Origin of the sequence: Eubacterium xylanophilum ATCC 35991 (assembly GCF_000518685.1) — a bacterium.
GTDB lineage: Bacteria > Bacillota > Clostridia > Lachnospirales > Lachnospiraceae > Eubacterium_F > Eubacterium_F xylanophilum.
In genome coordinates this window covers 26578-51813 of record NZ_JAEB01000026.1, presented here as the reverse complement: position 1 = coordinate 51813, position 25236 = coordinate 26578, and the positions used below count along the sequence as shown (strand labels likewise).

The following is a 25236-nucleotide window of genomic DNA, read 5'->3' as shown; positions in this document are numbered from 1 at the left end:
GATGCGTGTATACTCTCAGACAAGATACTAGACAGACAGCCATACACCTATGGTTGGGGCTACAATACAATCTGGAAAATTCCTATGCGAGGAAATGGTTGAATGAAGTGTTCTATAAGGAGGCCTTCGATGAGAGCGAGAGAACTGCGATTATAGAAAGGGAGTATGAAGCAGCAGGAGGTACATGGGATGGGCGCATAGTGGAAGAACCAACAAAAGATAGAGTAACTATTCCTACATATAGTGATATAGAAGCCAAAGAAACAGGATTCTTTTGGGCAAGAGATGATATGAAGAGATCAAACAGGGCAGCGAAAGCCACAAAATATACTGGTAATGGCAAGGAAGCATATATGGCGTGGTATTTACGAAGTCATGGAAAAGCTATAAGTCGAATTCAAAATGAAGTTTTAGAGGGAATAGATGATAATGGAGGCCATAATTCTTTTGGAAGTTGTGCGGGCTATACGGAGAGTTATGAAAAAAATGACTTAATAATAAGATTTCATGAAATAAATATTAGGCCTATAATGCATATAGATTTATCAAAAGGTGGATGGATACAAGCGGAGAGCTATTCGTCATATCAGGAATGTCGTGAGGATTCGGGAACAGCAGATTATATACCATCTGTGAAATATGTAATAAAAAAACCAACAATTAAAAAAATGAAGCGAACAAAGAAATTGGCAAAGCTGAGTTGGAAGAAAACCGATGATGCCACGAGTTACACATTATGGTATTCTACATCCAAGAGCTTTTCAAAGAAGAAAACTAAGAAAATCAATCTTGATAAGAATAGCTATACTATTAAGAAATTAAAGAAGAGAAAGAAATACTATGTTAAGGTTCGTGGCGTGCTAAAAGTAGACCAGATAACTGCAAAAGGAAAATGGTCCGGAATTAAAACATGTAAAAGATGACTTTATGTTGATTATATATTGACTTTCAACTTTTATATGTGTTATTATGTTATGGGATATATGATTCTTATTAGACTGAATAACTAGAACAAACATGAGGAGAATTAGGAATCAATGAGAATTAATAGCAAAGCAAAACGATTTTTTGTGGAATGTTACAATAATGTAGAATTATATCAACAGTTATCCCACGGAATGAATATTACAGAGGAAAATATTGAGGATATTTGGGATACATTACCAATAGTAAATAAAATTGATATTATTAATAATCAAGATAAACTTATCTATCCGCCTGCCTTAGTAAGAGATCTAGGTAAGCCACCATATGAAGTATATACATCGGGTACAACAGGAGAATGTTTAAAGGTGACTTGGGGACAGGGGGATGTAAAAAGATCTTTGAGCTCACTATGGGTGTTGAGGAAGGAAAGATTTGGTATTGAACCATCGGATAAGTTGTGTTTTTTCTTTTCAACGTTCAATGACTCCCACAATAATAAAGAGTTGGTAAAAAAAATATCAGAAACTAAGCTTGGAATTTTCAAGGAATATATAAAATATGATAATGCTGTAAAGCTATATGAACTGATTAATAAATTTTCTCCGACATGGATGATAGTACAGCCATCTATAATTCAGATTATTATGCATGCATGGAAATCACATGGGTATAGACCAATTGATATGATAAAGTACATAGAATGTACGGGCGAGGTGCTTACACAGGCTGAAAAAGAAGAAATTGAAGAGTATTTTGGCTGCCCTGTCATGAATCAATATGGGACAACAGAGGTTAATTCGATTGCTTGCTCTTGTGAGTATGGAAATCTTCATGTTATGGACAATAATGTTATTGTGGAAATAGTAGATGACAGTAATCAAAAGCTACCTGATGATGACGAAGGTAATATTATTATTTCTTCTTTGACGAATACAAGTATGCCTTTTTTAAGATATAGGATAGGGGATAGAGGACGAATAATATCGCAAAAGTGTAAATGTGGAAGTTGCTATCCTGTATTGGATCTAAGTTATTGTCGAGTGAATGATAAGCTTTTTATTGACGGCGAAGAACGAAGCCTATATACGTTGTTTAAGCCAATTCGACGCTTAGTTGAAGAGCATGGCTTTGATATTAAACAGTTTAAAATCGTTGAACAAGGAAACAGAGCTTATACATATTATTTGGTTATGGATTCTAAATTGAGAAATGAGATAACTCAATTCATAATTGATTCAATCAAGAATGATTTGGGAGAATGTACTCTAGAAATTATAACATGTGAATACATTGAACCTAATCAGAAAAATGGTAAAATTGTTATATTTGAAAGGAAGTAAAAAAATGTCTGAGGATATTATATGTAAAATAATTGAATTATATGAGGAAGGAAATCACGAGATTGATATTGATAAAAAAACATGTATGGACATGGATATGTATGATGATTTAGACTTTGATTCTATAGATGCCCTAAATCTTTTGACCTATATTGAGGAAGAATATGATATTAGTTACGAGAAATTGGCATTTGCCATTACAAATTATTCCAATATTGGAGAGTTTATTGATTATTGTGACAATTTATAGGGCGAACTGGATTGCGCTTGAAAGGAATTATAAAAGAGAGGATATAAATTGGATATAAATGTTAAAAAGAGAGATTTCTACCGCGATTTCCTTTGTTTACATAAAGTATCAAGTGGTGAAAAGAGCGGTGAAATCCACACCCATGATTCTATTGAAATATTAATTATTTCTTCTGGGAAAGGGCAAGTTATAATTGGAAAAAAGGTATATGGATTTGAAAATTCATGTATATGCATTATTCCATCTAATATAAGTCATGGTATTATTTGTATGGAAAAAGGAAGAAAATATGAGCGGTATACAATGAATTTTAGCGAGAGTTTTCTTTGTGGAGTGTTAGGTGAAATAGGAGAAAGTATTGTCAAGACGTTATATCAAAAAGCGAGTTTTATTTCTAGAGAACACGGTATTAAGGAAACTGATTTCGAGTTGGGAATTGATATTATTAATCGAATTGCAAAATATAATTTACAAGAAGATCATGAACAACTTAGATACGATTTGATAGTATTATGTGGTTATCTAGAATCGTTATTGAATAATAATCCTGTATTGTATTCGGTGATGAAAGAATTCAATGATATCAGAAACAAAAACTGTTTTAATGAGAGAATTAAATATTCACTGCAGCATTTGCCATATTCAGATAGAACAATTAATAGAGCATTAAGTGGATATATTGGTGTTTCACAAAAATACTTAATGAATAATGTGAAGTATTTAGTTTTTAGAGAGCTAAACAAATTTGAAGCACCTAATAGCAGAATGCTTGATATTCTTGAATATAAGGATTCTCGTTCGATTAAGAGATTGAGAGAAAACTATCAAATAACCGATAACCAAGAGATTGAATCATTGAATAGGAGAAGAATGTACTTATTGCGATAGTACGCGTGATTTTTGATTATGGAAGATTTTTGGAATTTTAAGCGGTTTGGCAATAAAGTCGCTTTAATACGAGATAATGGCAATACAGTTTCATATAACGAGCTAGATTCTATGATAAGGTGGTTCGGTGAAGGGTTGCAAAACAATTCATCAATGATAATTGTTTGCAAGAACAATTTTTCAACAGTGTGTGCTTACTTCGCTTGTTTATATAAAGGCTGTGTGCCAATTCTTGTTTCAGAAGAATTAGAAGAATCAAGTATATGCGATTTGGCTATGCGCTACAAAGTTCAGTATATAATGACATCGAATGATGGTTTGAAGAATAAGTTTCGAACAGTTTATTCTAATTTGTTCAGTGAAAGATATTCTCTGTACCGTTTAAGAGAAGAAGAAATAAATATAAATCCCAAACTTGCACTTTTGTTGTCCACGTCCGGGAGTACAGGAAGTAGAAAATTTGTTAGAATTAGTAAAGATAATATTAAGGCCAATACAATAGATATTTGCAGGAGTCTAGATATACAGTTTAGAGATGTTGCTATATGTTATCTGAAGTTAGACTATACATATGGCTTATCGATATTACAAACACATCTGTACATGGGATGTACGGTTGTTTTAACAGAAAAAAATATTATGAGTGGAAATTTTTGGGACTGTGTTGATAAGTACAATGTAACATCATTTTCAGGTGTTCCGTTTACTTATGATATGCTCCATATGCTGAGATTTGATATTAGAAAACATAAAAGTTTAAAAATGCTAACTCAAGCTGGAGGGAAGATGCAAGATGATGAGTTGAAATATTGGGCAAATCTTTCTGAAAAGAATAAATGCAGTTTTTTTGTTATGTATGGTCAGACAGAAGCTACGGCGAGAATGACAGTGTTAGACATTACAAAACATAAAGATAAACTAAGGTCAGTTGGTAAACCTATTGGTGAAGGTGTGATTAAAATATCACAAGACGGCGAGGTAATATATTCGGGAAATAATGTCATGATGGGATACGCTGAGGGATGGGCGGATCTATGTCGAAAGGAGGAATCGCAATTAGTTTTATATACTGGAGATTTTGGATATTTAGATGAAGAAGGGTATTTGTATATCGACAGTCGCAAAAGTATAATATCCAAAATTTGCGGAAAGAGAATCAATCTAGAAGAGTTAAGAGATTTGGTATACAGTGAAATTGATATTCGAGATACTTTTCAATTGTTCATTACTGATGACGGACTGGTCATAGATATTGTCAAGGCATTGGTCTGAACAAGTTAAAAAGATAGTTGATGCAATAAAAAAGAGAGTAAGAATCCCTGATAAGATGATTAGAATTAGGAATGAGGTAGAGTATTGTTAGTTGTAAAAGGAATGGATTGTCTGGAAAATGCGATATTGGATGTATGTCATTTCCATTTAGGAGAGTATGAATTCTTGCTTTTTGATAGTTTACAAATAAAGTATAGAAGGACACTTCCTTTGGGGGATGGACTGATATATGACGATAGAATTCTTATTAAAAATTTGAAGAATATATATGGATGTGAGTTTAAACCTGTTTTTTTTAAAGGTCAATCAAAGAAGAGAGTGATTACGGAAGGGGTTATGCAATATGGTAGAATGATTGCATGCATATGGTCGAATTACTGTCCGTGGCAAAAAACATATAAGTCCTCGTCAGGAAGCTTGCATTTTTTGGTAATTACAGATGTAACTGAAAAGGGTATTGTTTGTTCGGATTCGCTTCCAAGACGAGATGCCGAATTAATCACATGGAGTGATGTGGAACAAGGGATGCGACAGATTGTTGTATTTGATAGAAAACATGAAAGAAAGAAGAAACTAATTAAGAAGAGCCAAGTGCTGGCACAGATAAAAAAGAGATATAAACCAGAAACAATACGAAAATTAATTCAAGGAATAAGAAGAGATTTTGACATTTATACGGAATTAAAATTTGAAAAAAATATTTGGAATGTTCCGCTTTATAAGCTTGCTCTGAGGTGGTACAGTATGCACATCCAGTTTGATATTTTTCTTAGAGCTAGTAAAGAGTATTTTGAGTGGAATGATAAAGTTATCAAACAAAATATAGCTATATCAAGAATATTTGAAGAGATTAGACTATATATTGTAAAGCTTCATTCTATGTACCAAGAAGGGGAGCTTGACAGGGATGACATTAATTTGTTCCAAAATTCATTGATTGGGAAACTATCTGAGGTTGCGGAAAAAGAGCAGGAACTAAGAAGTCTTATAATGCAGAAGGAGATATCGGACCTTGCTAGTATAAATATAACCACGAACGAAGTAGGAGAATTAGAGGTGTTTTGTGTTCCATTGGTACTTTCTGAGAGGAGTCATATGTTCTCTGGAAGAGATTATAAAACAACTATGCAACTTCCTTTTGGTACATCAATAACTATAAATGGGATTGATTATCCTTTTCCCAAAGCGGAAAACCCATATGATTGTATGCCCATGGAGGGACAGGAAATTGCTATAAACAGGAAGATAAGAAAAATAGTCCTAATGGGATATGGCACTTATGGATCTCAGATAGAAAGAATAAGACTGGTCTATGGCAATTACAGTGAAAGTAAGATTATTTTTTTTTCCGATTGGACTCAGGATGCGTTAGATAGCGAGTATGTAATTGCTAGCGGAAAATTTTATCCACTAGAATATGGTGAAATGAAACACAATGGAAAAATTGTTATGACAGAAGTTGTGATTGAAAGGGAACAGCTTTGTACCAAAATAGTATTGCCAATTTGCAATAGAATTAAAGTAATGGCTATATGGTTTTTTTTAAACCCTTGCTACCATATTGGCAATATGGTAAAATATTTTACGTAGCATAATACAAAACTATTTACAAGAAGGAGATGAAAAGTATGATTTCAACAACGACACCTACGGTGGAAGGTAAAGCTATCGTGGAGTACAAAGGAATAGTATTTGGTGAGGTAGTAGCTGGAGTAAATGTCATAAAGGATTTTGTGGCGGGCTTGTCCAATGTTTTTGGAGGAAGATCAACTACATACGAAGATGAATTAATACAGGCAAGACAACAGGCAATTGCAGAGATGGAGCAACGTGCAATGCAGGTTGGTGCCAATGCTGTGGTCGGTGTAGATATTGACTACGAGGTTTTGGGAGCAGACAATGGCATGCTTATGGTGACAGCTTCCGGAACTGCAGTTGTTGTCCAGTGATGAGTATTTGGACTGATTAATCAAACAGTACGGCGGATAAATGGAATATGGTTCAGTATTATTGAAATAACATAAGATATTGCGGTTACTGTTATAGTGATGAAAATAATTGAGATAATGGGATTAAATACAAAGGTATTTAGTCCCGTTTTATCTATAAGTCGAATTATCAAAGGATGTATAAGGTAGGCTCCAAAGCAGTATTTGCTGAGTTTAATCATGATATTATTGAGTTTTATATTGTCCCATTTTTTGTATTTAATCCACACAAATACGGCCAATGCCTCTAAGAATACATTGACAGTGAAAGTTTCAAGGTATGTAGTGCAGGCTTTGCCTGTTTTCATAGTGACAACAATGCAGAGAATGATTGTTGATAAGAAACCGATAATGCCAAGAATATAGATGATACGACGCTGTTTCTTGTCTAAAATAACGGTGTTTAAGTGATGACCCAACACAAAGAAAACCGGGAAGCCTAAGACCATTTTTATGCTGAGATTTCCTGTGAGAGCGCTAAATATTCTAGGGATAAAGGTCAGTGGATAAGTTCCAAAATCACCAATAAGCGAATTGATTTCAGGAATTATAAATACCAACAGGAACGAAAGAATAATATAATAGCGAGAAATCTTCTGATTGTTTGCAATTGGCTTGATGAAAGGGATACACATATATAGGCCGATAATCATAGGGATGAACCACATGTGAAAGTGTCCCGAAAAAACAGCGAGAACTCTCTCTGACAGAGTTCCTCCGCCGATGATGGCATAGAAAATTGACCATGCAAAAAAAGCAGTTGCAAGGTGGAGAATGTATTTGGAATATATCTTTTTTAATGGAATATCTCGACTTAAAAAGAGTGCACCGCTAATCATAACGAAGACAGAGACACCCCAGCGGACCAAGCTGTTCGAAACTTCCAAAACATGCCAATGGAGCGAGTTTATCGCAGTTGTATTATAGCCATCGCCCGAGACATGCAGCAATATGACAGCGATGGTGGCAAAAACACGCATGTAGTCAAAGTAAACTTTTCTGTTTTCAACAGCTTGATTATCCATAGTGGGGCGCCTCCTGTAAATTAGTCTATTATTAATACTATTATACTTGACTTGGCGCTGGTTAACAACGATTATTTGGAAAAATATTCCGTGGCTTCGCGGTACTTCTCCTCAAGTTCTTGATCACTTATTATAGTAATTCGACCGTCCTCATACTGAGAATTTACCCAATCGTAAATGTACATAATCAGCGGATCTTTTTTGTCTATTTCTGGTTCGCCGGTCATTTTTCTGTGTTCGTTAACCCAGAAGGCAATGCCGGCAACTCCGCTTGTTGAATTGATGGATACCTTTGGTGGGCGACCGAGAATGGCAGTGGTGTCGAAAATATTATATATTTCCGGATTCTTCATCATTCCGTCTGCGTGAATTCCGGCGCGAGTCATGTTGAAGTTGGCGCCGACAAACGGGGTCATAGGTGGGATTCTATAGTTGGTTTCATTCTGAATATAGTCTGCAATTTCTGTTATTACCGTTGGATCCATGCCGTTAAGATGACCACGGAGAGATGCGTACTCGAAAACCATGGCTTCTAGCGGAACATTTCCTGTTCTCTCGCCTATTCCAAGAAGAGAGCAGTTAACTGCACTGGCTCCGTACATCCAGGCTGTAGTGGCATTTACGACTCCTTTATAGAAATCATTATGTCCATGCCATTCTATCATCTCAGAAGGTACATCAGAGTAGTGCTGAAGACCGTAGATAATTCCGGAGACACTTCGAGGAAGTGCTGCACCAGGGTAGGGAACACCATATCCCATTGTGTCGCAAGCGCGGATTTTGATAGGAACATTGCTCTCGTGGGAGAGTTTCATTAACTCATTGGCAAATGGCACTACAAAACCATAAAAGTCAGCTCGAGTAATATCCTCAAAGTGACAACGAGGACGAAGACCGGCCTCGATACAATCGGAAATAATTCCAAGGTATTTGTCGAGAGCTTGCTTTCTTGTGAGCCCCATTTTGTGGAAAATATGGTAGTCCGAGCAACTGACAAGGACGCCAGTTTCCTTGACTCCTATGGATTTGACAAGTTCAAAGTCTTTTTTTGATGCACGTATCCAAGTAGTGATTTCAGGGAATTCATAGCCTAACTCCATACACTTTTCAAGTGCTTTGCGGTCCTTCTCAGAGTATACGAAGAACTCTGTTTGACGAATCATGCCCTTTGGGCCTCCGAGTTTGTGAAGTAGTTTGTAGATATGAACCATTTGCTCAGTGGTATAAGGTGCACGAGACTGCTGGCCATCGCGAAATGTGGTATCAGTTATGAAGATATCTTCAGCCATGTTCTCCGGAACTTTGCGGTAGTTGAATGTGATTTTGGGTGTTTCTGTGTATGGGAACATTTCACGAAACAACTCTGGTTTTTCCACATCCTGGAGCTGGTAGATATATGGATCTTGCTCCAATTTGAATGTTTTATCGCTCAATATAATATCTTTCATAATCTGAACCTCCGTAAATTGTAATCTAGACAAATATTATCACATGTGTTATTATGTGTAAAGTGAATTATTTTGATAATAAATATTCCGTTTTGGAATAACAAGAATCCTAGGAGGACTTATTATGAATACCGAAGCTTTGCAAACTTTCGTTGTTCTAGCGTCGACTAAAAGCTATACGAAGACGGCAAATCAGCTCTTTGTTGCCCAGTCTACTATTACCAAACGAATTAAGGAGTTGGAGAAGGAGTTAGAAATTCCACTTTTCGAGAGAACGAATAGAAGCGTGAAACTCACCATGGAAGGAGAACAATTTAGGATTTATGCTGAGCAAGTGATGGAACTTACAGAGACATCCCTTGCGCAGATAGCGGCAATACATCATTTTGACAGATATCTGCGTATTGGAAGCGCGGATTCCATATATGAAGGGCATTTGGCCAATCATATTTTGGCATACAGAAAAAAACATCCCGGCGACTCTCTAAAAATATCCATCGGTCTGTCCAATCATCTTTTGGACCAACTTCAGGGAGATCTGATGGATGTGGTATTTACATATTTGCCGTTAAATAAGGCTTCTTATTCATCAAAAGTATTTAAACAGGACAGGCTAGTTCTTGTGACGGATATTTCCAACGAGAGGTATGCTAAGGGGATAAAGCAGCAAGAATTGGTTGGCGAGAAGTATCTGATGTGCAATTTCGCTTTGCAAGACGTAGGAGAGTATATAAGAAAGCTTTTTCCGCGTTTTCATCAGTTCGAGTTTGTCATTGATGATTGTATGAAGATTGTTCCATACCTTTTGGGTCAAGACAACTACACTTTCCTGCCGGAGGACATGGCGGCAACGTACATCGCCGAGGGTAAGCTTCGCAAAGTGAAGCTTTTAGATTTTCAAACTCCAATCATCAATAGTTATATAGTTTATAAGAAGAGCAAGGAAAATATTCTGAGAGATTTTCTTCAAATCAAGTAGTGAGGCCCGGTTTGCGGAACATTTTTCTGCAACTTTTCGAGTGATAAGCAATGGTTATCACTAACGATAGGATTACAATAATTTTCAAAACTTCCCGTCAATGTTAGTATAGTCTCAAGAGGAAACAATGAAACCTAAACAAACATATAAGCAAAGGAGAATGATATTATGAGTGATTACAAATTTGAGACTTTACAATTACATGTTGGACAAGAGGAGCCAGATCCAGTTACCGATTCAAGAGCGGTACCAATTTACCAGACTACATCTTATGTATTTCATGATAGTCAGCATGCAGCTGATAGATTTGGATTAGCAGATGCAGGTAATATTTATGGTAGACTTACAAACTCTACACAAGAGGTTTTGGAGAAGAGATTGGCAGCACTTGAAGGTGGAAGCGCTGCACTTGCACTTGCTTCAGGCTCAGCTGCAATCGCATATACAATTCAGGCGTTGGCAGCCAATGGCGGACATATCGTGGCACAGAAGACTATTTATGGCGGAACTTATAACTTGTTCGCTCACACATTGCCACAGTTTGGAATTAAGACAACTTTTGTTGACGCTCACAATTTGCAGGAAGTTGAAGCGGCAATCGAGGATGATACACGTGCCATCTATCTTGAGACACTCGGAAATCCTAATAGTGATATTCCGGACATTGATGCGATTGCCGAGCTTGCTCACAAGCATGGTCTTCCGGTGGTGGTTGACAATACATTTGGAACACCTTATCTCATCAGACCATTTGAGCACGGTGCGGATATCGTGGTACACTCAGCGACAAAATTTATCGGCGGACATGGAACTACACTCGGTGGAATAATAGTGGAATCCGGTAAATTTGATTGGAAGGCAAGTGGAAAATATCCGGCAATCGCCGATCCAAACCCAAGTTATCATGGGGTATCTTTCTATGATGCAGTTGGTCCGGCAGCATTTGTGACATATATAAGAGCGATATTGTTGCGTGATACGGGAGCTACTATTTCTCCATTCAATGCATTTTTGCTTTTGCAGGGCGTGGAGACGCTTTCACTTAGATTGGACCGTCATGCGGAGAATACTAAGAAAGTAGTGGAGTTTTTGAAGAATAACCCACTTGTGGAAAAAGTAAATCATCCATCTCTTCCTGATCATCCGGATCATGAACTTTATGAGAAGTATTTCCCTAATGGAGGGGCGTCAATATTTACATTTGAGATCAAAGGTGGACAGGAAGAAGCTTGGAAGTTTATCGATAATTTGAAGATTTTCTCATTGTTGGCAAATGTGGCAGATGTGAAGAGTCTTGTGATTCATCCGGCTTCTACAACACATTCACAGCTCTCAGAAAGTGAGTTACTTGATCAGAATATCAAGCCTAATACTATCCGTCTATCTATAGGAACGGAGCATGTTGATGATATTATCGCAGATCTTGAGAGAGGATTTGCGGCAATCTAGAACAGAAATCTGTTATTTTCGAAAGAGGAGTTGTAGTGTTCAAAAATCATATTGAATTAGCAGCATTATTGGAGTATAATGTGATAGAATAAAATGTCAAGGAGATATATGATATGAGCACTACCATAGTATTGCAGCAGATGGGTGTAATTGCCATTCTTGTTGCAGTCGGAATAATTTTATATAAGAAAGAAATCGTTGACAATAATGTTTCCCAGAAGATATCGGTTATTGTTATGGATATTTGCAATCCGGCACTTATCCTGGCATCGATTCTATCTGGGAATGTCACCGCGACTCATGGGGATTTAATCAACGCTTTGATAGTCGGAGCTGCCTTTTATGCAGCACTTATTGCCCTCGGAATCCTTATTCCATTTCTATTCCGAGTACCGGGGGATAAGCGTAGATTCTATAATCTGATGACAGTATACACTAACGTTGGATTCATCGGGATTCCTGTGGCGCGAGCGATTCTTCCGCCCAATGCAATTCTGTACGTGATCGTGTGCAACGTCATGTACAGTTTGCTTTTTTATACCCATGGAATTACTGCCCTCAGTAATGGTAAGGAAAAAATGAATCTGAAAAATGTACTTAGCCCAGGAACTGTTATGGCAGTCCTGAGTCTTGTTGTGTGTTGGTTTAAGATTACACCACCACCACTTATCAGCAATAGTATTATCCATATAGGAAATGCAACGGTATTCTTGTCTATGACCCTTCTTGGCGTTTCTATCGCCAGATCTCGTGTGGATAAGGGTTTCAAAAATCCCCGTCTTTGGGCATATATAGTAGTTCGATTAGTACTTCTTCCGGTTGTAATATTCTTTATATTCAGGAAAATAGGCGGAAATCCGCTTAGTGTTCTCGGTTTTTCGCTGATGGCCATGATGCCCGTTGGAAATCTCCCCCTCATACAATCTGAGAAAATGGGCGAAGATACCTCTCTGTTATCAACTGCCATCACCGTCACCACGGTGGTTTCTATGGTAACAATAACAGTATTAATGAGTATTTTTTCTGCTTGTCTATAGTGACAATTATTTTAACACAATTTGACAGATTTGTGTTAAAATAATTATATGATGCTTTTGTAGGAGGCGAATAAAGTATGAAAAGTAAGAAAGAGGAGTTTTCTATAGTAGGGTATGAAGATTTTCTGCTTAAGAGCAGAAAAAAGGTCAATCTGTATCTCAATATTGTATTGTGGTTTTTTGTTGCCGCTGGACCTGCGATAGCGCTGGGGATAAAGCTTGGTTTTTTTAAAGATATTAGCTATCTAACATGTGCCGTTATCTCCGGTTCAGTTGTTCTCATGGCAGTTATTCATATAATACTTATGAGCTTTTTTCCTAAGAACCTGTTGACTAGCTTGTTTGCGCTTATTGCTATGGATACGTTATTGGTATATATGACATTGAACCACGTGTCAATTTACTTGACCTGGTTTTTGGTTCCACTTTTGAGTATTGTGCTCTGCGACAAGAATATCTATATTTTTGCAGTGGTGTTTAACTATATACTCATGTTTGCAACAACATGGCAGATATCAGGATATGAGGCGAGCTTTAGAAAAGAGTACTCAAAACCGTTGGAATATTTTTTAGATACAATAGGCGGTTTCACGATTGAGAGTGTGATAATGCTTGTAACCGGAACTATGATTGTGCGCTTAATTATAGAACATCTAAAAAAGCTTATTAACCAGGATAGAGAGCTTAAGGAGAGTATTCAGTCTAAGAGGGAAAAGATGCACTTGTTAACATCCATGGCGGATATTTATGACAATGTTAATCTAATTGATTTTATTAATAGCACAGAGCAGTCCCTAAAAAAGGGTAATGAAACCAAACACAGTATAGATATGAGAGAACAGACGCATACTCTCATGAATCAGAGGGTTAAGAAGAGTGTGATGGGGGATCAGCTTGACAGCTTTTTGGATTTTACCAACATCAAAACTGTAAGATCAAGATTATCTTATAAAAAACTCATAAGTGCAGATTTCCTCGATATAAAAGAGGGGTGGTTTCGAGCACAATACATAACAGTGGATTCCAGTTTAGATGGGATTCCCAATTTGGTTATATATACAACGCGAAATGTTGATGAAGAGAAGCGCCGTGAAGAGCATTTGGTGCGCCTATCCCTCACAGATGAGATGACTCGTCTGTATAACAGAAGATGCTATGATGAGGATTTGAACGAGTACAAGGCAACAGGCCTTGATGATGATTTTGTCATCTTTTCGATAGATGTAAATGGTCTGAAAAAGGTTAATGATACAATGGGCCATGCTGCCGGAGATGAGCTTATCAAGGGCGCCGCTGAGTGTATCGCCATGGCTATTTCATCAAAAGGACGCGCCTACAGAACCGGTGGGGACGAGTTTTGTGCTATTGTAAACGAGTCAAATCCTGAGGAGATAGTAAAAAAAATCAGAGAAAAGACATCCAAATGGCATGGAATGTATGTAGAGGAGATGGCACTCTCGATTGGCTATGCAACGCACAAGGATAATCCGAAAGCTAGCTTAGACGAGTTGGAGCATATAGCGGACTCTCGCATGTATGCAGACAAGGATCAATACTATGTTAGCAGAGGACTGGACAGAAGGAAGAGGTAGGAAGTCAGATATGATTCAAGATATATATCCAAGTAAATTAGATAATAGTTATAAGTCCGTTAATATGGGAGAAAATGATATCCTTATTTACTTTGATGAAGATGGGCGAATTCTCGTAAATGAAGATGTGGGAGAGAGGACGGATATAAAGCTTTTTACTACATGTGAAAATTGCCCGGATACTGAAGCTATTTACTTGTTCAAGATAGATAATCAGAGATACTTTATGGCTAGGGATAATGCCAAGAAACCGGAGACCAACCAGAGTTATCGCACGGTTCGCGAACTTCGAGACATGTGCACGGGGAATGATATATATGCAGCATTTACAGCATATCATCTGTGGAAGTGGTATGCCGACAACAAATTTTGTGGAAAATGTTCTGCGACTCTGACGCATGCTGAAACTGAGAGAGCGCTCAGGTGCCCAGAGTGCGGTAATATGATATATCCCCGTATCAATCCGGCAGTTATAGTGGGAGTAAGAAACGGAGATAAACTCCTCATAACTCGCTATCGCAGAGGATATGCCAATAATGCTTTGGTGGCGGGATTTACAGAGATTGGCGAAACGCTTGAGGAAACTGTTGCAAGAGAAGTCATGGAAGAAACAGGTGTAAAAGTCAAGAATATTACATATTACAAATCCCAGCCATGGGGAATGGCGCAGGATATTCTTGTGGGATTTTTCTGCGATGTTGATGGCTCTACGGACATAAAGATGGATGCTGATGAGCTAAAGTATGCCGAGTGGGTACAAGCTGAGGAGATCGTCCTTCAGCCTAATAACTTGAGTTTAACTAATGAGATGATGAGCATATTTAAGAGCGGAGACGCTAGAAGTAATACAGATAGAAAGAAGGAAAGATAAATGTCAAAAATCTACAAGGGAGCTCTGGAATTAGTGGGAAATACGCCGCTTCTGGAGGTTACAAATATTGAAAGAGAATTGGAACTTGAAGCTACAGTTCTTGTTAAACTTGAATATCTCAATCCAACCGGAAGTGTCAAGGATCGTGCTGCCAAGGCAATGATAGAAGATGCTGAAAAAAGGGGGATTCTCAAGGAAGGTTCCGTGATAATTGAACCAACAAGCGGAAATACAGGTATAGGTCTGGCCTCAATTGCAGCCAGCAAAGGTTATAGAACGATACTTACAATGCCGGAGACCATGAGCGTCGAACGCCGAAATATATTAAAGGCATATGGTGCAGAATTAGTATTGACAGAAGGCGCAAAGGGCATGGCAGGAGCTATTCAGAAAGCGAAGGAACTTGCTTCAGAGATTCCCGGAAGCTTTATCCCTGATCAGTTTTCTAACCAAGCAAATGCTGAAGCTCACAGACAGACCACCGGGCCTGAGATTTGGAATGATACCGATGGAAATGTGGATATATTCATAGCTGGAGTGGGAACAGGCGGAACCCTTACAGGAACAGCTGAATTTCTAAAATCCCAAAAGCCGGAAATCAAGATAGTTGCTCTAGAACCAGCTGATTCGCCAGTTCTGGCAGAGGGACACGGCGGACCACACAAGATTCAGGGAATTGGCGCCGGCTTTGTCCCAGATCTCTTAAATACAGAGATTTATGATGAGGTTTACGAAGCAGATGGCGATGATGCCTTCGCAGCAGCCAAACTTCTTGCAGCTAAGGAGGGAATATCTGTGGGAATCTCTTCTGGAGCCGCTCTGGACGCGGCAATAAAGCTTGCAAGGAAGCCTGAAAATAAAGGAAAAACTATCGTAGCCCTTCTTCCGGATAGTGGAGATAGGTACTATTCAACCCCATTATTTACGGATTAAATATTTCAAATATAAGGAGAAAAAATCATGTCAGAAATTTTAGTAGTTTATTTCAGTGCCGAGGGTACAACTGCCAAACTTGCCAAAGACATAGCAAGTGCTTATGAAGCAGATATATTCGAGATTGTGCCTGTTCAACCATATACCAAGTCAGAGATTAATTGGTTGAATCCGCTCGCCAGATGCAACAAGGAAATGCTCGGCAAGAAGGACGTCCCAGTAGCTGGAAAGATAGAAAACTTCGATCAATATTCCAAGGTCATCATCTCCTTTCCGATATGGTATGGCGCCCAGCCTAACGTTGTAAGCACATTTCTAAAAGATTATGATTTCAACGGGAAGGAAGTATATGTTTATGCCACTTCCGGTGGAAGTCGAATCGGCAAGACCGCCGAGAAGATTGGCCCTTATGTTGAGGGGGCGGAGATAAAGGATGCATTTGTTGTGAAGAGCATTGATGAAGTTAAGGAGAGAATGGGGGAGTAGGAAGAACCATCAATCCCGTGGCAATTCCTTGTCCGCCCACAGCTTTAGTGCTTCAATGGTCATGGACATCTCTGCTAGATGACGGCGGAAAGTCTCAAAATCTTCTCGCTCGTCTTCGGTGATTTGCCCATCTGCTGTGATGTCGATTATTCGTTCTCGGTCTTTGTTGAGAGAATTGAGACTAGATAGAATTGACATTGTGATTTGTGGAAGATCGTGGATAATGTCGATAGCCGGGACATACTTTTCCCCTATTTGACACTCTTTTGTGCAAAAATAATTACATAATTCCGGTTTATTATATATGTCAGCCATGAGAACAACATCTTCAGGATGTGCCTTGAGCTGACCATTTTCTATTTTTTCTACGCGACTGGCTGATAGTAGGCCCTCAGTGGCATCTTCGACTGCAGCCCGTGTCATATTTATATCATCCCTAGCTTGTTGATATACGTTTTTCTTTGTTTTAGTAGATTTTCTTCCCATACTTTTTTCAACTCCTTTAGTCGATAATCCTATATCAGTATTATACTAGAAAATATTCCGTCTTTCAACATTATATGGTGAAATAGACAGCCTTTATCCGCGGACTTTGACGTATATTAGGCAGAGAAAATGCGGTATAATATTCTCATAATATAAAGAAAAGAGGTGCTCACTATGATGATACAGGAGAGAATAAGAATAAGTCTGATCCTTCAGGATATGAGCGTATACCACAGGGAAGCTGAAAGGGCTGGCTTGATAGATTTATCAAAGATTAGGAAAGCACCCCGAACGGAAGAAAACAGTATGGTAAAGAAGTCTGTAGACACTGAGAATTAGGAGGTGTTCGATATGGATGCGGATGCGGTACCCAAATCGAAGATTGGAAGATGTTTAAGGAAGGAAAGAAAGCAACTTGAATTGCTTTGCAGAGAGAACGGGATTGTGTATTTTTATACAGAAGGAAGCGGTTGCTTGGATGTTATCTCCAAGAATGGGAGATGGAAAATAGTTGATGAAAATCCTCACAACCGTATATGGCTGTATCATAAGAATCTACGCGGACAAAATCCGGATGATTTTGTTCTTGGATATCATGATCAAAATGTCTGTAGACATTCGCTTATGGCATACTTTCAGTATATCATTAATCATGACAAATATCGTGAAGAGAATCCTATGAGTAGACCGAAGAAAAAAAGAGATAGGTATTATTACCGTAATAAAAAGATGATGTACCGAAGGCGAATGAAGAAAATGATGGATCACTTTGACTCCATGCTTATAGTGGCAGAATAGAGAACTTTAATCTTGCTGTTCCCCCACATCTCTGTTAATATATTAATAGAGGTGTGGGGGATTTTGACAGAGAGGAATAAGATATTTGTGAACTGGAAGTATACGAGAATTTCAAGTATGAAAATACCTGAGCTTGACATATATAGGTTATACAATGAAAATCAGCTGAGGAAGATGTATGAGCCTGATGTCGGAATATTTATCTGTGAGAGCCCTAAGGTTATACTTAGAGCACTTGAAGCAGGATATGAGATTATATCAGTTTTGACGGCGGTGGATGAGCCGGATGGAGAAGCCGAGGCGGTATACAGAGCATGTGAGGATGCGGGGGCGGTAATCTATCTTGGGAAGAACAAGGACCTAAGAGAGCTTGCAGGTTTTGCTTTGACCGGAGGGGTTTTGGCTGCGATGAGAAGGCGTGAGCTTCCTTCTGTTGAGAAGATTATTGAGGGGAAGAGTGTGGTTGCAGTTCTGGAGAATATTAATAATCCGACCAATATCGGTGCAATTTTTAGAAGTGCGGCAGCTTTAGGAATTGAAGCTGTGATTGTGTCAAGTGACAGCACTGATCCACTATATAGGCGTTCGGAACGAGTGAGTATGGGGACAGTATTTCAAGTTCCGTGGACGCGTGCTCCGAAGAAAGTAGACTATATGAAAGCGTTGAAAGATGGAGGATTTACGACAGTGGCTATGGCGCTTTCGGAGAACTCGGTTGGAATCGATGATGCGAGGATAAAGGAGTGTGGGAAATTGGCGATCGTACTGGGAAATGAGGGATATGGATTGTCACGCGAAACTATTGATAGAAGTGATTTTGTGGCAATGATTCCCATGAGTGGAAAAGTGGACTCTCTTAATGTGGCGGCGGCAAGTGCGGTGATGTTTTGGGAGTTAAAAAAGGAGAAATGAGGTATATTATGTTTGGTAAAAAGAAAATCAGAGAACTAGATGTCCTCTTTGAGTCCCTTGCTATGAATAGTTCCAACAACTACAAGGATGCTGCAAAGAAGGATTATGAAGATATATTAAAGAAAATAGCTGAGTATCGTGAGTCAGGAAAATACAATGACAAGACAATGAAGGTCTATGAGGATAGAGCACAGAGACTGGCGCCGTCCATGGCTAATTACCATCATCAGAACAATGTGAAAGGTTTTTGAGTTTAAAAGCAATATAAATCAATTTATTTGCCCGAATGGTCATTCAATATATATATATTTCGTGTTAAAATTCAGTTAAATAGTCATTGGAGATTATGACGAAAAACACGGAATATATGAGGAGGTTTTCATTATGAAGGTAGGGGCAAATGTGAAAAGACAATTGTCTAAGATGTGCATATTAGCAATAGCAACGAGCACGATTTGTAATGCTACATTTATCAATGCGTCAGGGGGGATAAAGCTCAGCAGGACCAAGTTGACGATGAAGGTTGGACAGGTTTCGAAGCTAAGGGTAAAGGGAACAAGAGTGAAGAAAGTTAGCTGGAAGACTTCGAAGAGGAGAATTGTTTCGATTAAGAAAGCCGGGAAAAAGGCAGTGAAGGTTACTGCCAAGAAACCGGGAACAGCAGTGATAACGGCCAAAATCAAGTTGAGCGGGGGAAGTATGAAAATCAAAAAATGTAAAGTTAAGATAAATAAAGCGAAGAAAAAAAGTGAGGCAAATATGACATCAGGCCCTGGAACAGGAGCTAATCTAGCCGCGACAGCTGCACCGCAAACTGTTCAACCAGGGAAAATGGAAACACCGCAAGTGATTCAACCAACAGAGGCGGCAGCAACACCACAGGTGGCGGAACCAACAGAAGTTGCACCGACTCCGCTTCCGGAAGTTGTGCACAAGACGACTGCGCAGTATCCGACTATTTTTTCGGATATTCCTGATTGTGACTTTATCAGAGTGGGTAACGCCTATTACATGGTGAGCACCACAATGAACATGAATCCAGGTGTACCAATCATGAAATCAACAGATCTCGTTCATTGGAAAATTGTCAATTATGTTTATGATACGCTTTTTGATGACGATGCCAATAACCTTGCAAATAATAAGCAAGTTTATACCAACGGATCATGGGCGGCGGCCATAAGGTTTAACCCGGACGATGGAAAGTTTTATGTCTGCTTCAACAGCAACAAATATGGATTTTTCATATATACAACTGATGACGTGGAAAATGGTCCGTGGAAGAGACATTTTGTGACGGGGAGCTATCACGATCCGAGCATGCTTTTTGATGATGGCAAACTCTATGTTTTTTACGGCGGAGGACCAAATCGAATTCAACAGGTTGAGTTGGATGATGATAAAGAGGAAGTAAAGCTTGTTGGAGCATCTAAGGCGATTATCCAGAAGCCACAGGGATGGAGTCTCTGGGAGGGGTGTCATGCCTACAAAATAGGAGAGTACTATTATGTAATGGTAATTGCTTCGCCGGAGAGCGGGTGGTTTAGAACAGAGATTTGTTATAGAACCAAAAATCTTTTTGCACCTGACTGGAGCGGCGAATGGGAGAGTCAGATTATATTCCAGGGCTCGACTGAGGAATATGGAACCGGCATTGCTCAGGGAGGGATTGTAGATACAATTTATGGTGATTGGTACGGAATACTATTTCAGGATCACGATGCCATCGGTCGAATTCCATCGATCTTAGCTGTGAACTGGGATTATACAGATAAGAACGGCAAGAATTACAAGGACTGGCCTATGATGGGATATTACGATGAAGAAGGAGAGTTTGTATCTTGTCAAAGTACCAAGGATAAAGTAGACAATCCACTCACAATTAATCTTGAAAATGATCCGACTGGTACTTACATTGTAGACAGTGATGATTTTGATTATAGCGAGGGCGAGCCACTTAAGCTTGTATGGCAGTGGAATCACAATCCGGATAATAATAATTGGTCGGTACTTGCGAATCCGGGCAATTACCGAATCATCAATGGAAAGACATGTAAAAACGTATATTTTGCAAGAAATTCTCTGACACAGAGAACTGTGGGACCGAAATTTGTCTCAGAAACTGCTATAACAACTTCCGGGATGAAGCCGGGAGATTATGCAGGACTTGTGGCAGTTGGAAGCGACTATGGGATGGTTGGTGTATCCTGCGGACAGGATGGAAAGCGCCATATATTCCAAGGATCAGGAGGTGCAGGAAACGCCCGCCCTGTCGATGAAGAAGAAATAGATATCAACGAAACCGCCGATGAGATAGTCGGAGATACCAAGGTATACTTGAGAGTCGAATATAGCTTTAATACCGGCAAGACGAGAAGCGATAAAGCTCAATTTTATTACAGTTTTGACGGAGAAAATTGGGAGTTGATTGGAGATGCATTAAAGATGAAATTCAGCACTTCAACAACATTTATGGGTGCAAGAACTTGGTTGACAAACTATGCGACAACTGAGACCGGAGGATATGTGGACTTCGATTATTATAAGTGTTGGTAGATAAGAGGACGAAATATGAAGGAGAGATTCTTTTCTAATTGGAGAATTATCAAGTTCATGGGAAAAATTGATTTGGCAGTAGTATTATTTATAATTCTTTATGCCCTATTAATCAATGTCATGACTGTATTGGTGGATCATGAGAACATGAAACATGAACTGCCTGATCCATTTCCATGCATAATTGCGATAACAATTATAGTTATCTCTGTTATTGTATTCAGATATTATCTTGGAGAGGCAACAAACCGAGTGAGGATGTGGATATGCTTGACATGGTTTGTTATTATTCCGGCATTAATTAATTTAATATTAATTAATTCTGACCAATTACAGGACTATTTATATGATTATACAGGAGTATTTTTAGGTGGTCTTGGGCAGTTTTTATACAGGTTTATGGTGTTGATTCTATGTGGTATTACCACAGTTGTCTTTGTGATTGTAAGGCTTATAATTAGGAAGAGAAGGATAAGGGGCAAGACCATGACTCCTGAAAAAGTGAGATGTTTGAAGGAACATTTACACTTTGGAATTCTTGTAGCTCTTGCCACTTGTTTTCTGATAATTGTAGGAGTTGAAATCTTTAATTATGTAGATTATAAGACCGGCGGAGAAAGAGTGTTAAAGGATGCTTTGTTCAAGAATGACATGCTTGAAAAGGCAAATCATAGAGATTTACATATCGAAGATGAAGTGGTAAATACCACATCTATTTTAGTGAGCGTTGCAAGGGGAGATGAGACAGGAATTAAAGGAAGACAAGATTTGGAGATTAGCCACTTTAATATGGACTTGATAGAGAAAAAGGCTAGAGAGTACGAGAATTATCTGGGGCAAATCAGAAGCGAAAATTGCCATCCTGCAGTTGCATCCAGTGCCTTCTATGACGGGGAGTTGAGGAAAGTTTTTGTGGATCTCGTACTTGTAAGTTCAGAGGCGAAGACGGATGGAGATGTATTTGTAACTCTTATTTATGATGATACTTGGGGATTGAGTGATATAATGTGCTCGAATTCCTATGAAGAAGTAAAGAAAATACATAGATTTAAGAGATAAATAGGCGTTTTGAATGCTGTCAGACTATTTGAATGATTTCTTTAAATGTTCGAGAAATCTCTCTGCAATAGGCGTGAAGGTCTGATGGCGATTCCAAGCGATATAAAGCTTTGTTTCAAGAGTAGGCTTGAGTTGGCGGAATACGAGACCACTTTCATCAGAGGTATCAATCAGATGATTAAAAGTCAACAAATATCCAAGTCCTTCTCTTGTAAATACGGATCCATTATATGATAGTCGCAGAGAACCTTCAAGGGTGAGTTTGGGATATGTGTTTCCAGCCCATTTTTTTATCTCATTGGTCCAAGCTTGTTCAGAGCAAAATAGAGGAAGATTTATGAGGTCATTTACAGAAATGGCCTTTTTTGATGCAAGTGGATCAGTTTTCGGGATAATCAGACCCCAAATATCACTTTCGGGGAACTCAATATACTCGTATTTGTGGCTGTCTGGGTGCTCTGCTAAAACTAGGAAATCCAAAAGCCCCTTATCTAGTTTTTCTTCGACTTGTTCAGTATCTCCGCTGGTGATATGATAGTGAAGGTTTGGGTACTTGGCTTTAAAGGCTCTTATTGCCATTGCTAGGTACTTGATTTGGTAGGACTCGGCTAGTCCAAGGTAGAGGTCTCCTCCAGTAATATCATTAAGAGAGTCAAATTCTCGTTCTATCTTGTCTGCCATATCTACCAAATCCTCAGCGCGCTTTCGAAGAAGCATTCCTTCATCGGTAAGCTTTATGCTAAAGCTGTGGCGAGTATAGAGTTTTTTACCAAGTTCCAATTCCAATGCCTTTAATTGTTTTGATAGAGTTGGTTGAGTGACATGCAGAAGCTCAGCTGCTTTTGTTATATTTTCTTCGCGAGCAACTGCAAGAAAGTATCGTAAGGCCCTAATTTCCATGAAAATCCTCCTCGTATAATAAGTTTGTAAGTAGTGTGTGATATTCCAAATATGCATATCATTATATTCATTATAACTATTTGTCAAGGCGATTGCAAGAGGTTATAATATAGATAATAATATTTTTAAGGAGGCATGAGTATGATTAAGATAGAAGAGTTGAAACTGACGAATGAATGGGACAAGACATTCCCACAAAGTGATAAAGTAGACCATAGCAAGGTGACTTTTGTTAATCGATACGGCATTACATTAGCCGCAGACATGTATATTCCCAAGGAAAATGATGGCAAGCTTCCAGCTATAGCTGTGAGCGGACCATTTGGCGCTGTAAAAGAGCAGTGCTCAGGTTTATACGCGCAAGAATTAGCTGAAAGGGGATTTTTGACGATTGCGTTTGACCCATCTTTTACAGGGGAGAGCGGCGGAAATGTAAGATATATGGCATCTCCGGATATCAATACGGAAGACTTTATGGCTGCGGTGGATTATCTTTATATGAATGAGAAAGCTGATGAGAACAGAATTGGAATTCTTGGAATATGTGGATGGGGGGGATGGCAATAAATGCAGCGGCTCTCGACACAAGAGTAAAAGCCACGGTTGCTTCTACAATGTATGATATGACAAGAGTGAATGCAAAGGGGTATTTTGACAGTGAAGATAGCGAGGAAGCTCGATATGAGAGTAAGAAAGCTATGTGTCAGCAGAGAATCGAGGATTTAAAGAATGGAGAGTATAAGCTCGGAGGCGGAGTAGTTGATCCACTTCCGGAGGACGCACCATTTTTCGTAAAAGATTATTATGATTATTACAAGACTAAGCGTGGTTATCATGAAAGATCGCTAAATTCCAATGGAGGTTGGAATGTCGTAGGTTGCGAGTCATTTGTCAATCAACCAATCCTTGAGTATAGCAACGAGATTAGAAGTGCGGTATTACTTATTCACGGCGAGAAAGCCCACTCCTGTTACTTTTCAAAGGATGCATATGCAGATATGACCAGAGATAGTAAGTATGCAGACAACAAGGAATTGCTAATTATCCCTGATGCAGTCCATACTGACTTATATGACGGCGGGGAAAAGGGTGTAATTCCATTTGATAAGATTCAGAGTTTTTATGAGGAATATCTTAGTTAGATAAATATCTTAGTTAGATAAAGGGGCTGTCGCATTAACGATTAAAAATCGTTAGTGTGACAGCCCCTTGGGGTTGGTATGCCATGTGATCAAATCAGAGAAGGAGACCCGTGAGAGCCGGCGTGGGAGAGGGTGATGCGGTGGTTTTGGTGGTTAGTACGGCTAGAATGGCGAGAAGAAGAAATCTAGCCGTACTGAGGGGGGCTGGGGGAACTGTGTCACGGTATTTTGAGGGGCGGTACGGCTAGAATGGCTGGAGCAGGAAATCTAGCCGTAATGAGTTGCGGTTTTTTAGTACGGCTAGAATGGCGAGAAGAAGAAATCTAGCCGTACTGAGGGGGAACTGGGGAAACTGTGTCACGTTATTTTGAGGGGCAGTACGGCTAGAATGGCGGGAGCAGGAAATCTAGCCGTACTGAGGGGAAACTGGGGAAACTGTGTCACGACATTTTTGGTGGTCAGTACGGCTAGAATGGCTGGAACAAGAAATCTAGCCGTATTCTTAAAAAAAGGGGCTGAACAGAGAATGCAAGTAGAAGAAGAAGTACGGAAAAAACTAAGAAATTCAAAGAAATTTCCGTAAATGGAGATAGAATTGCTGAACGAGTGATTGAATAAGAGAGCATGGTACGGCAAAAAAGAGAGTATCCAAGAAATTTTCCGTAAAAGACGTCCAACCGCTGGTGCAATACCCCCAATAAAAAAGTTGTTGCAAAATATGCAACAACTTATATTGGAAACGCATACTGCTGGTCTTACTCACGTCGTTCGTAAGACAATTATTGGAAACGTATACTGCTGGTGACCGGAATCGAACCGGTACGGGTGTTACCACCCACAGGATTTTAAGTCCTGGGCGTCTGCCAGTTCCGCCACACCAGCATCTAAGCGATAGACG

26 protein-coding genes, 1 tRNA gene and 1 pseudogene are annotated in these 25236 nt (G+C 39.0%); 23 read left to right on the top strand and 5 right to left on the bottom strand.

What is annotated here, in order from left to right; genetic code table 11:
- Positions 1 to 5: 5 nt before the first annotated feature.
- The 7 genes from L877_RS0106110 to L877_RS0106080 all read left to right on the top strand — a co-directional run bounded on the left by L877_RS0106110 (position 6) and on the right by L877_RS0106080 (position 6626).
- Positions 6 to 923, top strand: a complete 918-nt coding sequence (locus tag L877_RS0106110; protein ID WP_278244185.1) for a DUF6273 domain-containing protein — start codon at positions 6 to 8, stop codon at positions 921 to 923.
- Between the two features lie 114 nt (positions 924 to 1037).
- On the top strand, positions 1038 to 2267 hold the full coding sequence (locus L877_RS0106105) for a phenylacetate--CoA ligase family protein (protein ID WP_026835326.1): 1230 nt from the start codon (positions 1038 to 1040) through the stop codon (positions 2265 to 2267).
- Positions 2268 to 2271: 4 nt separating this feature from the next.
- Complete coding sequence (locus tag L877_RS0106100) at positions 2272 to 2517, top strand: phosphopantetheine-binding protein (protein ID WP_026835325.1); 246 nt, start codon at positions 2272 to 2274, stop codon at positions 2515 to 2517.
- 48 nt (positions 2518 to 2565) lie between these two features.
- Complete coding sequence (locus L877_RS0106095) at positions 2566 to 3405, top strand: AraC family ligand binding domain-containing protein (protein ID WP_026835324.1); 840 nt, start codon at positions 2566 to 2568, stop codon at positions 3403 to 3405.
- An 18-nt stretch (positions 3406 to 3423) separates the two neighbouring features.
- Positions 3424 to 4677, top strand: coding sequence for an AMP-binding protein (locus L877_RS0106090; RefSeq protein WP_156923000.1), 1254 nt, complete (start codon positions 3424 to 3426; stop codon positions 4675 to 4677).
- Positions 4678 to 5268: 591 nt separating this feature from the next.
- Positions 5269 to 6267 carry a hypothetical protein gene (locus L877_RS0106085; RefSeq protein ID WP_169729785.1) on the top strand — a complete coding sequence of 333 codons (999 nt, stop codon included), beginning with the start codon at positions 5269 to 5271 and terminating at the stop codon, positions 6265 to 6267.
- Positions 6268 to 6305: 38 nt separating this feature from the next.
- The gene (locus L877_RS0106080) at positions 6306 to 6626 is read left to right on the top strand and encodes a putative heavy metal-binding protein (protein ID WP_026835321.1); all 321 of its coding nucleotides are present in this window, start codon (positions 6306 to 6308) and stop codon (positions 6624 to 6626) included.
- 20 nt (positions 6627 to 6646) lie between these two features.
- Here the strand turns inward: L877_RS0106080 and L877_RS0106075 are convergent, their stop codons facing one another.
- Positions 6647 to 7690: an acyltransferase gene (locus tag L877_RS0106075; RefSeq protein WP_026835320.1), complete on the bottom strand. Its 1044-nt coding sequence runs from the start codon at positions 7688 to 7690 to the stop codon at positions 6647 to 6649.
- Between the two features lie 71 nt (positions 7691 to 7761).
- A complete protein-coding gene (locus L877_RS0106070; protein ID WP_026835319.1) occupies positions 7762 to 9138 on the bottom strand; it encodes a beta/alpha barrel domain-containing protein in 1377 nt (458 codons plus the stop codon).
- A 124-nt stretch (positions 9139 to 9262) separates the two neighbouring features.
- Between L877_RS0106070 and L877_RS0106065 the strand changes: the two genes are divergently transcribed.
- The 7 genes from L877_RS0106065 (at position 9263) to L877_RS0106035 (ending at position 16485) form a co-directional block, all read left to right on the top strand.
- Positions 9263 to 10117, top strand: a complete 855-nt coding sequence (locus L877_RS0106065; RefSeq protein WP_026835318.1) for a LysR family transcriptional regulator — start codon at positions 9263 to 9265, stop codon at positions 10115 to 10117.
- Positions 10118 to 10285: 168 nt separating this feature from the next.
- Entirely contained in the window at positions 10286 to 11566 is a 1281-nt protein-coding gene (locus L877_RS0106060) for an O-acetylhomoserine aminocarboxypropyltransferase/cysteine synthase family protein (RefSeq protein ID WP_026835317.1), read from the top strand.
- A 113-nt stretch (positions 11567 to 11679) separates the two neighbouring features.
- Positions 11680 to 12603, top strand: a complete 924-nt coding sequence (locus tag L877_RS0106055) for an AEC family transporter (RefSeq protein ID WP_026835316.1) — start codon at positions 11680 to 11682, stop codon at positions 12601 to 12603.
- Between the two features lie 77 nt (positions 12604 to 12680).
- Positions 12681 to 14195, top strand: coding sequence for a sensor domain-containing diguanylate cyclase (locus L877_RS13455; protein ID WP_026835315.1), 1515 nt, complete (start codon positions 12681 to 12683; stop codon positions 14193 to 14195).
- 10 nt (positions 14196 to 14205) lie between these two features.
- Positions 14206 to 15066, top strand: coding sequence for an NAD(+) diphosphatase (nudC, locus tag L877_RS12400; RefSeq protein ID WP_051437711.1), 861 nt, complete (start codon positions 14206 to 14208; stop codon positions 15064 to 15066).
- Positions 15067 to 15999, top strand: a complete 933-nt coding sequence (cysK, locus tag L877_RS0106040; protein ID WP_026835314.1) for a cysteine synthase A — start codon at positions 15067 to 15069, stop codon at positions 15997 to 15999.
- A gap of 27 nt (positions 16000 to 16026) precedes the next feature.
- On the top strand, positions 16027 to 16485 hold the full coding sequence (locus tag L877_RS0106035; RefSeq protein WP_026835313.1) for a flavodoxin: 459 nt from the start codon (positions 16027 to 16029) through the stop codon (positions 16483 to 16485).
- Positions 16486 to 16494: 9 nt separating this feature from the next.
- Here the strand turns inward: L877_RS0106035 and L877_RS12395 are convergent, their stop codons facing one another.
- The gene (locus tag L877_RS12395) at positions 16495 to 16971 is read right to left on the bottom strand and encodes a helix-turn-helix domain-containing protein (protein WP_034785221.1); all 477 of its coding nucleotides are present in this window, start codon (positions 16969 to 16971) and stop codon (positions 16495 to 16497) included.
- Between the two features lie 174 nt (positions 16972 to 17145).
- Here L877_RS12395 and L877_RS14105 point away from each other — a divergent pair, with 174 nt between their 5' ends.
- The 6 genes from L877_RS14105 (at position 17146) to L877_RS0106000 (ending at position 22296) form a co-directional block, all read left to right on the top strand.
- On the top strand, positions 17146 to 17310 hold the full coding sequence (locus L877_RS14105; protein WP_156922998.1) for a hypothetical protein: 165 nt from the start codon (positions 17146 to 17148) through the stop codon (positions 17308 to 17310).
- A gap of 12 nt (positions 17311 to 17322) precedes the next feature.
- Positions 17323 to 17769, top strand: coding sequence for a hypothetical protein (locus L877_RS0106020; protein WP_026835312.1), 447 nt, complete (start codon positions 17323 to 17325; stop codon positions 17767 to 17769).
- A gap of 87 nt (positions 17770 to 17856) precedes the next feature.
- Positions 17857 to 18681 carry a TrmH family RNA methyltransferase gene (locus L877_RS0106015; RefSeq protein WP_026835311.1) on the top strand — a complete coding sequence of 275 codons (825 nt, stop codon included), beginning with the start codon at positions 17857 to 17859 and terminating at the stop codon, positions 18679 to 18681.
- Positions 18678 to 18932 carry a hypothetical protein gene (locus L877_RS0106010; protein WP_207637239.1) on the top strand — a complete coding sequence of 85 codons (255 nt, stop codon included), beginning with the start codon at positions 18678 to 18680 and terminating at the stop codon, positions 18930 to 18932. The genes L877_RS0106015 and L877_RS0106010 overlap by 4 nt, the downstream gene beginning before the upstream one ends.
- Before the next feature lie 133 nt (positions 18933 to 19065).
- Positions 19066 to 21237, top strand: coding sequence for a glycoside hydrolase family 43 protein (locus L877_RS0106005; protein ID WP_084554803.1), 2172 nt, complete (start codon positions 19066 to 19068; stop codon positions 21235 to 21237).
- Positions 21238 to 21252: 15 nt separating this feature from the next.
- A complete protein-coding gene (locus L877_RS0106000; protein ID WP_026835308.1) occupies positions 21253 to 22296 on the top strand; it encodes a hypothetical protein in 1044 nt (347 codons plus the stop codon).
- Between the two features lie 24 nt (positions 22297 to 22320).
- Here L877_RS0106000 and L877_RS0105995 read toward each other — a convergent pair whose 3' ends face one another.
- On the bottom strand, positions 22321 to 23196 hold the full coding sequence (locus tag L877_RS0105995; protein ID WP_026835307.1) for a LysR family transcriptional regulator: 876 nt from the start codon (positions 23194 to 23196) through the stop codon (positions 22321 to 22323).
- A 141-nt stretch (positions 23197 to 23337) separates the two neighbouring features.
- On the opposite strand from L877_RS0105995, the pseudogene L877_RS12390 reads away from it, so the two are divergent.
- The 3 genes and pseudogenes from L877_RS12390 to L877_RS0105980 all read left to right on the top strand — a co-directional run bounded on the left by L877_RS12390 (position 23338) and on the right by L877_RS0105980 (position 24921).
- A pseudogene (locus L877_RS12390) lies at positions 23338 to 24338 on the top strand (alpha/beta hydrolase).
- 110 nt (positions 24339 to 24448) lie between these two features.
- Positions 24449 to 24586: a hypothetical protein gene (locus L877_RS14100; protein ID WP_156922997.1), complete on the top strand. Its 138-nt coding sequence runs from the start codon at positions 24449 to 24451 to the stop codon at positions 24584 to 24586.
- A 119-nt stretch (positions 24587 to 24705) separates the two neighbouring features.
- Positions 24706 to 24921, top strand: coding sequence for a hypothetical protein (locus L877_RS0105980; protein ID WP_207637238.1), 216 nt, complete (start codon positions 24706 to 24708; stop codon positions 24919 to 24921).
- Positions 24922 to 25134: 213 nt separating this feature from the next.
- Here the strand turns inward: L877_RS0105980 and L877_RS0105970 are convergent.
- A tRNA-Leu gene (locus L877_RS0105970) sits at positions 25135 to 25220 on the bottom strand.
- Between the last annotated feature and the right edge of the window lie 16 nt (positions 25221 to 25236).